The sequence below is a fragment of the Marinobacter sp. L-46 genome, assembly GCF_056859535.1.
Map to the genome: position 1 here is coordinate 1 of NZ_JBSXOP010000083.1, position 11,285 is coordinate 11,285.

At 54.7% G+C, this 11,285-nt stretch carries 10 protein-coding genes; 4 read left to right on the forward strand and 6 right to left on the reverse strand.

Annotation, left to right across the window (positions count from 1 at the left end):
- Positions 1–250 precede the first annotated feature (250 nt).
- The 6 genes from AC13DJ_RS14555 to rpmH all read right to left on the reverse strand — a co-directional run bounded on the left by AC13DJ_RS14555 (position 251) and on the right by rpmH (position 5,566).
- Positions 251–1,387, reverse strand: coding sequence for a tyrosine-type recombinase/integrase (locus AC13DJ_RS14555; RefSeq protein WP_482932879.1), 1,137 nt, complete (start codon positions 1,385–1,387; stop codon positions 251–253).
- Positions 1,388–1,558: 171 nt separating this feature from the next.
- On the reverse strand, positions 1,559–2,929 hold the full coding sequence (gene mnmE / locus AC13DJ_RS14560; protein WP_474539774.1) for a tRNA uridine-5-carboxymethylaminomethyl(34) synthesis GTPase MnmE: 1,371 nt from the start codon (positions 2,927–2,929) through the stop codon (positions 1,559–1,561).
- Between the two features lie 72 nt (positions 2,930–3,001).
- A complete protein-coding gene (gene yidC / locus AC13DJ_RS14565) occupies positions 3,002–4,705 on the reverse strand; it encodes a membrane protein insertase YidC (protein ID WP_199457676.1) in 1,704 nt (567 codons plus the stop codon).
- Positions 4,706–4,709: 4 nt separating this feature from the next.
- A complete protein-coding gene (yidD, locus tag AC13DJ_RS14570; protein ID WP_082641126.1) occupies positions 4,710–4,994 on the reverse strand; it encodes a membrane protein insertion efficiency factor YidD in 285 nt (94 codons plus the stop codon).
- Complete coding sequence (gene rnpA, locus AC13DJ_RS14575) at positions 4,994–5,416, reverse strand: ribonuclease P protein component (protein ID WP_232901983.1); 423 nt, start codon at positions 5,414–5,416, stop codon at positions 4,994–4,996. Before rnpA ends, yidD begins: the two co-directional genes overlap by 1 nt.
- A gap of 15 nt (positions 5,417–5,431) precedes the next feature.
- The gene (gene rpmH, locus AC13DJ_RS14580) at positions 5,432–5,566 is read right to left on the reverse strand and encodes a 50S ribosomal protein L34 (protein ID WP_008172542.1); all 135 of its coding nucleotides are present in this window, start codon (positions 5,564–5,566) and stop codon (positions 5,432–5,434) included.
- Between the two features lie 641 nt (positions 5,567–6,207).
- Here rpmH and dnaA point away from each other — a divergent pair.
- The 4 genes from dnaA to recF are packed head-to-tail and all read left to right on the forward strand — an operon-like array spanning position 6,208 to position 11,282.
- Positions 6,208–7,677, forward strand: a complete 1,470-nt coding sequence (gene dnaA, locus AC13DJ_RS14585) for a chromosomal replication initiator protein DnaA (protein WP_094624301.1) — start codon at positions 6,208–6,210, stop codon at positions 7,675–7,677.
- Positions 7,678–7,729: 52 nt separating this feature from the next.
- Complete coding sequence (gene dnaN / locus AC13DJ_RS14590) at positions 7,730–8,833, forward strand: DNA polymerase III subunit beta (RefSeq protein WP_058342178.1); 1,104 nt, start codon at positions 7,730–7,732, stop codon at positions 8,831–8,833.
- An 18-nt stretch (positions 8,834–8,851) separates the two neighbouring features.
- The gene (locus tag AC13DJ_RS14595; protein ID WP_058342179.1) at positions 8,852–10,123 is read left to right on the forward strand and encodes an ABC1 kinase family protein; all 1,272 of its coding nucleotides are present in this window, start codon (positions 8,852–8,854) and stop codon (positions 10,121–10,123) included.
- A 31-nt stretch (positions 10,124–10,154) separates the two neighbouring features.
- Positions 10,155–11,282 carry a DNA replication/repair protein RecF gene (gene recF, locus AC13DJ_RS14600; protein ID WP_474539773.1) on the forward strand — a complete coding sequence of 376 codons (1,128 nt, stop codon included), beginning with the start codon at positions 10,155–10,157 and terminating at the stop codon, positions 11,280–11,282.
- The last annotated feature ends 3 nt before the right edge of the window (positions 11,283–11,285 follow it).

Genomic DNA, 11,285 nt, shown 5'->3' on the forward strand with positions numbered 1-11,285 from the left:
AAACGCTGGAAGCGAATCAAGGGGTTTGACCAACTGAAGCTGGTCGTGGACAACGTGCAGTTTCAGGATGGAATACAGGTGGAAGATCAATCTGGCAGGAACGCTGCCTGATGGTCATACACCAGATTTGACAATAACTCCGGATCTGATCTATGATTATCTATAATAATCTACAACCTAGTGCCGGGGCTTGATGCCCCGGCACATGCTTTCTTTCCAGGAGGAAGGGGGTTCCAGCTGCACTGGTAGATCAAAGTACTTCAGGGAAACTCACCATCGCTTCTCTCTGACGGGGCTCGATGATGTCCGCATAGATCTCCGTAGTGCGCAGTTCTGAGTGGCCAAGCAGTCGCGACACGCTGTAGATATCCACACCCCTGGAAAGTTGTATTACTGCAAAAGTATGGCGCGCACTGTGGAAAGTAACGTGTTTTGTTATGCCAGCCCTCATAGCCCAACGGGTGAGCTCCATATTATGCCAAGCCGAATATTTCAGCCCTTTGAACACTCGCTCTGATGGCTCTTTGGGAAGTCCCATGAGCTTTATAGCAGTGCGATTCAAATCGAGATACTGCAAGCCCTTTGTTTTCTTCTGACGAAAGATGAGCCGGTGCCCATCGTAGAACTGCTCAACATCGGCCCAGGTCAGCTTTTGCACGTCTGACCACCTCAAGCCTGTGCTTGCTGAAAATAAAAATGCCCGCTTTAGGACGTCGTATCTGCAATCGGCTTTGGCCAAAGCCCGCAGCTCGTCCTCCGTGAGGTACACCCTCTGATTGTTCTCTGGTTTGATGTTCTTTACTCGGCGAACCGGATTGTCATGAATAATACCCTGCTGCTCAGCCTGGTTCAGAGCAGCCCGAAGTTTATTGAAGTACGCATGCTGGGTATTAGAGCTGAGAGGGGCGGTACTTTTAGTGCGTGCAATGTGGGTAAGGTAATGTTTGAAGCCCTCAAGGAAAGCCTGGTCTACTTCCTCAAACGTCAGCTCCGGAAGCCTGTGGAAAACTTTCAGATGCTTGAGTGTCGAAACCCAGATTGAATGGTTACTCTTACTACCCGCGGCTTTTTCATCTGTGATGGACTGGAAATAATCGAAGAAGCTCGCCTTTAGTTGATTGGTGCCTCCGAGCCCGTGCTTGCCGGTTTCATATTCATAAAGGCGCTTTGCGCGGATTGCTTCAGCTGCGCGCTCGGCTTCCTTGTTGTGATGACGCTGCGCAGGCGTTCTGGGTTTGTCATACAGGAACAAATCCAAGGGTTCCCGAGATCGCTTATGCCGACGCTTGCCAGTCTCCGGATCTGTGTAGGAACCGCCATAGTAAATCAGGCGGATTGCCCGCTTTCCTTCTGTATCTGGTTTCCGAATCTCGATGCTGATTTTCACCTTTTCCTCCATTTGTACCCCAAGAGTCCCCCAAGACCATACTTCGGGGTACTCTCGGGGTAAATCATCGAGAAAAATGGAAAGACAAAAACAGCGAGAAAGAATAAAACCCTTTATAAACAGTTACTTGATTTGCTTTTGGTTGCTGTGGATAACCCTTTTTTTACCACTTCACTTCCCGATACAGAAGCTGCTGAAAATCTTACCCAAAAGCTCGTCCGGCGTCAGATGCCCGGTGATTTCCCCCAGGGCATCCTGGGCTGCCCGCAGGTCTTCCGCCAGTAGTTCCCCCGCACCATAGCCTTCCAGCTGGGTCTGGCCCTGGAGCAAGGAATCCCGTGCCCGTTCGAGCGCATCCAGGTGCCGGCGCCGGGCCAGGAAGCCGCCTTCGGTGGTGCTGGCAAAGCCGATGCACTGTTTCAGGTGGTCCCGAAGTACTTCCAGGCCTTCCGCGGCCTTGGCGGCAAGCCGGATAACCGGGGCGGTTTGATGCGGCTCTGCGGTGATACCCACAGCTTCACCGGACAAATCCACCTTGTTGCGAATGACGGTGACCGGTGCGCTGGCGGGCAGCTGGTCGATAAAGTCCGGCCAGATTTCATGGGGTTCGGTTTTGTCGGTGGTGGTGGCATCCACCATCAGCAGGATTCGGTCGGCCTGGCGGATTTCTTCCCAGGCCCGGGCAATGCCGATGCGTTCCACTTCATCCGGGCTGTCCCGCAGGCCGGCCGTGTCGATGATATGCAGCGGCATGCCATCGATGTGGATATGTTCCCTCAAGACATCCCGGGTAGTGCCTTCGATAGCGGTCACAATCGCCGCTTCCCGGCCCGCCAGGGCATTGAGCAGGCTGGATTTTCCGGCATTGGGTCGGCCCGCAATCACTACTTTCATGCCGTCCCGCAAAATAGTGCCTTGCTGGGCTTCGCCCAGGATCTGCTCTACCTGTTCCAGCAGGTTCTGCAGGTCGGTTGCCACCTTGCCATCCGCCAGGAAGTCGATCTCCTCTTCCGGAAAATCGATGGCCGCTTCCACGTAAATGCGCAGATGGGTGATGGCTTCCACCAGGTTATCCACACGCTTGGAAAACACCCCCTGCATGGAACGCACGGCACAACGGGCAGCCTGTTCCGAGCTGCTTTCGATCAGATCGGCAATAGCTTCGGCCTGGGCCAGGTCCAGCTTGTCATTCAGGAAGGCTCTTTCGGAGAATTCACCTGGGCGGGCCAGCCGGGCACCCAGGCTGCAGACTTCCCGCAACAGGATATCCAGGATCACGGTACCGCCGTGGCCCTGAAGCTCAAGCACATCCTCGCCGGTAAAGGAGTTCGGATTGGGGAAGTACAGGCCGATGCCTTCATCGATCAGTTCACCCTGTTGGTCCCGGAATGGACCGTAATGAGCATATCGGGGTCTGGGCTCGAAGCCCAGCATGGCGCGGGCTATGGTCATGGCTTTCGGGCCGGACACCCGAACAATACCTACACCGGCCTGGCCCGGAGCAGTGGCAATGGCGGCAATGGTGTCTGTAGCTGGCTGCATCTTCATTTTCCCGGGATAGAAAAAACAAAGGCTCCCCAAGGGAGCCTTTGTCAGGTCAGAAGGACTGTTAAATCAGTACTTCTTGCCTGCAGTTTCCGCTTCGATCTTGCGGGTAATGTACCACTGCTGGGAGATCGAAAGAATGTTGTTCACCAGCCAGTACAGTACCAGGCCTGCCGGGAACCACAGGAAGAACACAGTAAAGATCAGCGGCATCAGCTTCATGATCTTGGCCTGCATGGGATCCGGCGGTGTCGGGTTCAGGCTCATCTGGATGAACATACTGGCACCCATCAGGATCGGCAGGATGAAGTACGGGTCCATCTGGGACAGATCCTGGATCCACAACATGAACGGCGCATGGCGCAGCTGCACACTTTCAAACAGTACCCAGTACAGGGAAATGAACACCGGCATCTGAACCAGTATCGGCAGACAGCCACCCAGCGGATTGATTTTTTCGCGCTTGTACAGGGCCATCATTTCCTGGGACATGCGCTGGCGGTCGTCGCCATAGAGTTCCTTCAGGCGGGTCAGCTGCGGAGCAACCGCACGCATCTTGGCCATGGACTTGTAACTGGTGGCAGACAGGTGGAAGAACACCGCCTTTACCAGAACCGTCAGCAGGATAATGGCCACACCCCAGTTACCCACCAGGCCATAGAACCATTCCAGGATGATGAACAGCGGCAGGGAGATGAAGAACAACCAGCCGAAATCAACGGTGCGGTCCAGGTTGGGTGCCAGGGCTTCCAGGCGATCAATGATCTTCGGGCCCACGTATGCGGTTGCGCCAATTTCCGCGGTATCACCGGCAGCCACCGTGGTGGCGGGGTAAACAAAGCCCATCACGTGCAACTGATCCCGACGGGTGCTCTGGAACTGGGCTGTCTGATCACGGTCAGGAACCCACGCGGTCAGGAAGTAGTGCTGCAGAAACGCCAGCCAGCCGTTGGTAACGGACTGGTTGATGCGGTTTTCGGATAGGTCATCAAAGTCGTATTTTTCGTAGGGATCTTCCGGCGTACTGACCACCATACCCAGATAGGCCTTGATACCCATGCTGGCCTGGGAAGTGGGGTCCGGAGCCTGGTCACGAACGATTTTGCCGGTGAAGTTGCCCTGCCAGTCGGATTCCGAGTTGTTGCTGATCAGGTAACGAACACCGATTTCGTAGCTGTCCCGGGCCAGTTGGTAACGCTTGGTGATAGCCACGCCCTGATCGGTGGTGAAGGTCAGGTCGATGTTGAGTTCGTCCTGGCCTTCAGATAATTCGAACTCGCTGCTTTCAGCGTTGAATACCGGAGCCTGGGAGGCGTTACGGCCATCCGGGCCATCACGGCCGATCAGTCCGCTTTCCAGCAGGTAGGTACGGGTCTGGGTGCTGGACAACAGTTTCAGGGGTTGTTCGCTGTTGAGGGATTCGTCGTACTGGAGCAGTGAACTTTCCACCACGTTGCCGCCAATGCGGTCAATCTTCAGCTGGAAAACGTCGGTGGTTACGGTGATGTAGCGGTTGCTGACTGAACCTTCCGCAGCTGCAGACGTTGACGACAGGCTACCGGTTTCCGGTGTCGCGAATTCATCGTTGCCTGATGCTGTCGATCCGGACTCCGGCAACACCATATCGTCTGCCATTGCGTTGCCGTTAACGGAGGACTCAGCCTCTACCACCTGGGTAGTTTGCGGCTGGTTATAATCTTCGTTCCAGGCTAGCACCATCAGGTAACTGACAATCGCAAGACCGGCAAACAAAACGATGCGTTGAATATCCATAAACTTAGGGTCTGGTCTGAGTAGTGGTGTGAGTGGATTCAGTCAGGTTGCCGGTTGGCTCTGGAGCAACGTGCCCGGTTCCCGGTACAGGATCATAACCGCCTTCGGCCCAGGGATGACATCTGAGTAGACGCGCACCTGCCAGGTAACTGCCTTTGAGAGCGCCATGATGCTGAATGGCTTCGACAGCGTATTGTGAACAGGTAGGGTAGTGCCGGCAATGGCTCGCCATCATTGGAGAGATGGCATATTGGTAGAACCGGATGGGTAAAAGCAGTAATTGGCGCATCAATCTGTACCTCGGGACGTCGCGTCTGAGCCCTCAGACGTTGATTTTCGGTACGTTTTTTCGAGTTGCTTGTTGAACTGCTTTTTCACTCTGCGCCAGATATCGTCCAAAGCGGAATGCACCGCTGGATTTTCCAGCTGGGCAAGGCCTTGTCTGCCAAGAACAATAATGTCCAGGGCGGGTAAATCCTGCTGATTTCTGAAGGTTTCCCGTACCTGGCGTTTGATCCGGTTTCTCTGGACCGCCAGTTTCAGGTTTTTCTTCGAGAAAATCAGTCCGACCCTGGCGTGACCCAGATTATTGGGAGCAGCCAGGATCAGAAAATTCCTGTGCGGAACTTTCAGCTGTACGCCATCGAAGACCTTGCTGTAGTCCGAAGGTTTCAACAGTCGATGAGACTTCGGAAACGTCAAAGCCTTCATGAGGCGAGCGTAAAGTTACGCAGACAGACGTGCGCGGCCTTTGGCACGACGACGGGAAATTACCTTACGGCCGTTCGCAGTCGCCATACGGGCACGGAAACCGTGAACACGCTTGCGCTTCAGGACGCTTGGCTGGAATGTTCTTTTCATGGTGATGATCTCACAAATCGTCAATGGACATTGGTAACTGGCTGGAAAATAGACAGCCAAAACAGGAGCGGCATTCTAGTCAAATCCTGAGACAAGTTCAATGTTTGAGCGACAGGTAAAGCAAGTTTTCCGTATGGGTAAAACCCGCAAGGCTCACTAACAGAATCTATAAGTCTTTTTTAAATTCTTTCAAAGATTATTTATTACTGTTATTACGCACCATGATTTCTGTGGAAAAGCCTAAAAATATCAACAGAAACAAAAAAATAGAATAATGATAAGGCTTGTGACAGGTCGCTCTGAGCCCTGTGGAGAACACCCTGTCGAATTGTGAACAAGTCCGGTTCGGAATCAGGGAGCGAGTTATCCATGGTTCGGTCAAGGTGTTGCACACAGGGTTGAAGCGGGGGTTTACACAGAGCCCTGTGTATAACTTTTTTTCAGGGGTTTTCTGTACACAAGGCTGTAGATAGGTTTGTAAGAATTTGAAACTGAAAATAAAAAGTTTCCACAGGCTGTTCATGACCTGCACAGCCGGCCTTTTACTGAACCCCGGCTCGGGGTAGAATCCGGGGTCACCTTGAGCAACGGGAAAGCCCTTTCCGGTGTAAGAACAGTCAGGTAGTCGGGAGCAGGCGGTCGTGCCGAACAGTATGTGGCATCAATGTCTTGAAGTACTCCGGGATGAATTTCCCGCACAGCAGTTTAATACCTGGTTGAGGCCCCTCCAGTCGGATCAGCGCGAAGGGCAGTTGATGCTGTTCGCTCCCAACCGTTTCGTGATGGATTGGGTGAATGAAAAATACCTGCGCCGTATAGAAGAAGTATTAAAGGAGCTGGGAGGCGGTCAGGCCCCCCGGGTTCAGATGAAAGTGGGGTCTGCCCCCAAGGCGAGCGAGCCGGTGGTGCGTTCGGTGGCCGAGCCGGTTCCGGAACGCCTGTCTGATGAAACCGGCGAGACCGTTACTGAAGAAGAGAAAAGCGTGGCGGCTACGGTGGCCAGTCCGCGCCAGGCGCCAGGCAGCACGTCTGCCGGCAGGACCGGTGGTAACGAACGGCGCCCGGTGCAGGTTGAGGGTGATATCAAGCACCAGAGTTTCCTGAACGAAACCTTTACCTTCGATACCTTTGTAGAAGGTAAATCCAACCAGCTGGCCCGCGCGGCCTCCATGCAGGTGGCAGAGAACCCCGGTGGCGCCTATAACCCGTTATTCCTTTATGGTGGCGTAGGCTTGGGTAAAACCCACCTGATGCACGCCATCGGTAACGAGATTGTCCGTCGCAACCCGAAGGCCAAGGTGGCGTACCTGCGTTCGGAACGGTTTGTGGCCGATATGGTCAAGGCGCTGCAGCTGAACGCCATCAACGAATTCAAACGCTACTACCGCTCAGTCGATGCCTTGCTGATTGACGATATCCAGTTCTTTGCCCGCAAGGAGCGTTCCCAGGAAGAGTTTTTCCACACCTTTAATGCGTTGCTTGAGGGTGGCCAACAGGTGATTGTGACCTGTGACCGTTTCCCGAAAGAAATCGTGGATATGGAAGAGCGGCTGAAATCCCGGTTCGGCTGGGGTCTGACTGTGATGGTCGAGCCGCCGGAGCTGGAAACCCGGGTCGCGATTCTGATGAAGAAGGCCGAGCAGGCCAATGTGAAACTGAGCAGCGAAGCGGCGTTTTTTATTGCCCAGAAAATACGCTCTAACGTTCGGGAGCTTGAAGGCGCGCTGCGTTTGGTGATAGCGAATGCCCACTTCACTGGCTCTGAGATTACTCCTCCGTTTATCCGGGAAAGCCTGAAAGACCTGCTGGCACTGCATGAAAAGCAGGTCAGTATTGATAATATCCAGCGCACCGTGGCGGAGTATTACAAGATCAAGGTATCGGACCTGTTGTCCAAGCGCCGGACCCGTACCGTCACCCGGCCCCGCCAGGTGGCGATGTCCCTGGCCAAGGAACTGACCAACCACAGTTTGCCGGAAATTGGCGATGCCTTTGGCGGCCGTGACCACACCACGGTGCTGCACGCCTGCAAGAAGATAATCGAGTTGCAGGAAACCGATCCGGGCATCCGGGAAGACTACCAGAACTTTATGAGACTGCTGACCACCTGACCGGGGTGGCAAAACCAATAACATTCACTTCCGATAACTGAAGCCGAGTGCCATGAAACTGACAATCAGCCGTGAATCCCTGCTCACCCCGCTGCAAAGCATTGCGGGCGTTGTGGAAAAGAAACAGACCATGCCGGTGCTGTCCAACGTGTTGTTGGAAGCGGAAGACAATACCCTGACGCTGACCGGTACCAATATGGAAGTGGAGCTGGTAGGCCGGGTAACCCCGGTACACGTGGACCAGCCTGGCAGGATCACGGTTCCGGCCCGCAAGCTGTCGGATATCTGTCGCGCCCTTGGCGACGAGGCCCCGATTGACCTGGCTTTGGAAGGTGACCGCCTGCATGTGCGCGCGGGTAATTCCCACTTCACCCTGTCTACATTGCCGGCGGAGCATTTCCCGAACGTGGAAGACGAGCCGGAAAGTTTCCGCCTGGAGTTGCCCCAGAAGGAACTCGGCCGTATGTTCGACGCCACCGCCTTCGCCATGGCCCAGCAGGATGTGCGTTATTACCTGAACGGTCTGTTACTGGAAGTGGACAGCGGCCATGTCCGTGCCGTGGCTACCGATGGCCACCGCCTCGCCATGGCTCACTGTGATCTGCAGACCGGTTGTCCGGACCTGCGCCAGGTGATTGTGCCGAGAAAAGGGGTGCTTGAGCTGGCCCGCCTGCTGGATGACGACGAGTCGCCCGTCACCCTGGTGATCGGCGATAACCACCTCCGGGCCACGGTGGGTGCGTACACCTTTACCTCCAAGCTGATTGAAGGCAAGTTTCCGGACTACAACCGGGTTATTCCCCGTGGCGGCGACAAGATTGTCCTGGCCGATCGCGCGACCCTGAAGAATACCCTGCAGCGGGCCGGTATTTTGTCCCACGAAAACATTCGCGGCGTACGCCTGAACCTGTCCCCGGGACAGTTGCAGGTATTTGCCAACAACCCGGACCAGGAACAGGCCGAAGATGCACTGCCGGTAGACTACCAGGGCGAATCCCTGCAGATCGGTTTCAATGTAGGCTACCTGGTGGATGTGATGAACGTCCTGGACGATGCCCAGGTGAAGATCACTCTGTCTAATCCAAACAGCAGTGCGCTGATTGAAGCCGAGAATGACAACAGCTGTCTGTATGTTGTCATGCCCATGCGGCTGTAATTATTTCCGGAGGACTTTATGGGTGCCGTAACGAATGGAATCAAAGGTGCTTTCCGAATTGGCCAGACCTTGTCGGTGCTGGGCCGTACCGGGCTGAACTGGGTGCGGGGCGATCGCCCCCCTACCCCGCAGCTGCTGCGCCAGACCTTCGAAAACCTGGGTGCTACCTACATCAAGCTGGGCCAGTTTATCGCCAGCTCGCCTACCTTTTTCCCGAAGGAGTATGTGGAGGAGTTCCAGTATTGCCTGGATAAAACCCCGAGCCTGCCCTTCAGCGTCATCCGCAAGATTATCCGGGATGAACTGGGCCGGCCGATTGACCAGGTGTTTGCCGAGATCGATCCGGTGGCCCTCGCCTCCGCATCCATTGCCCAGGTACATGCGGCAAAGCTGGTGACCGGTGAAGATGTGGTGATCAAGGTTCAGAAGCCGGGTGTGGAAAACATCCTGCTGACGGACCTGAATTTTCTGTATCTGTCTGCCCGTATCCTGGAAACCCTGGCTCCGAAACTGTCCTGGACTTCCCTGTCGGGCATTGTCGATGAAATCCAGCAAACCATGATGGAAGAATGTGATTTCATCAAGGAAGCCAATAACCTCAAGGTTTTCCGACAGTTCCTGAACGATACCCACAACGAAGACGCCACGGTTCCCCTGGTGTACGAGCATTGCAGCAGCCGTAGGATCCTCACCATGGAACGCTTCCATGGCGTACCGCTGACCGACCTGGAAAGTATTCGCGGATTCTCCAGCGATCCGGAACGCACCCTGATTACGGCCATGAATACCTGGTTTGCCAGCCTGACCAAGTGCGAATTTTTCCACGCGGATGTGCACGCCGGTAACCTGATGGTGTTGAAGGACGGACGGGTCGGGTTTATCGATTTCGGCATTGTGGGCCGTATCAAGCCGGACACCTGGCAGGCGGTAAGCGATTTTATTTCCGCCATCATGGTGGGCAACTTCGATGGCATGGCCGATGCCATGATTCGTATCGGCGTGACCCGTCGCTCTGTGCGGGTGGAAGATTTGTCTGCGGATTTGCAGAAACTATACCGTCAGATGGATCGCATGGTGCCGGACGATGTGCCCTATCAGGTCGACCAGGCCGAGGATGATGTGAACAACATCCTGATGGATATGGTTAAGGTTGGGGAAAGCCACGGGCTGCATTTTCCGCGTGAGTTCGCGCTGTTACTGAAACAGTTCCTGTACTTCGACCGTTATGTGCATATCCTGGCGCCGGAAATGGATGTGTTTATGGATGAACGCCTGACCATGCTGCATTAACGGGGCCCAGGTTTATCGAGATTTTCTCCCTATGGCGCTAGTGAAACTTCAGACCCAGAATTTTCGTAACCTGGCGCCGGATCCCATCAGCTTCTCTCCCTCCTTTAACCTGATCTACGGTGCCAATGGCAGTGGTAAATCCAGCGTACTGGAAGCCATTGGTTATCTGGGGCTCGGGCGCTCGTTCCGGGTTACCCGGCACCAGGCGGTCGTTTCCCATGGTCAGAGCAAACTCACGGTTTTTGGTGGCCTGGATAAAGGCATGGCCGGAACTTCAGATGATAGCCAGGAACCTGTTGTTCATCGCCTGGGCATCGCCCGGGATGTTTCAGCCAAGGAAACCTCTCTTCGCGTGGACGGTGAGGCTGTTCGTAGTTTGTCGGCACTGGCTATGCATCTTCCGGTGTCGGTTATTGATCCCGGCGTCTTCGACATTGTGGCCGGGGGGCCGGGCAAGCGTCGCCAGTTTCTGGATTGGTTAGTGTTCCACGTGGAACCTTCCTTTTCTTTAACCTGGCAACAATGCCAGAGAGTGACATCACAGCGGAATCAAACGCTCAGAAATGGTAGACTGGACGAATCATTGATGCGGGTATGGGACAATCAGTTTGGTGCCCTTGCAGAAACCCTCAGCGACATCAGGGAACAGGTTTTCAGGAAGTTCAAAACAGCCTTCAATGAAGTGCTCAAAGAACTGGATGCCGGATGGACAGAAGGCCTCAAGCTGGAGTTCTATCCGGGCTGGGATCGCAGCCAGTCACTGGTTGAGGTACTGGCCGGTCACCGGGAACAGGAACGCCGGATGGGGCACACCCTGTACGGCCCCAACCGTGCGGACATTCGCTTGAAGCTAGGCGGGCGTCCGGTGGCAGAAACCTTTTCGCGGGGACAGCAGAAAACCCTCGTGATCCTGATGAAGATTGCCCAGGGCAAGGTTCTGAGCGATCTCGGTAAACAGGTTACCTTCCTGCTGGATGACATCAATGCGGAGCTGGATGTGCGCCACCGGATTATGTTGGCTCGCAAGCTCCAGGAATTGCGTTGTCAGGTGTTTATTACCTCCATCGAACACCCGGAACCCGACCTGTTGTGGGCCGGTGTCGATGCCCCTGAATACAGAATGTTCCACGTGGAACATGGAAAATTGACGGAAGAATAGACC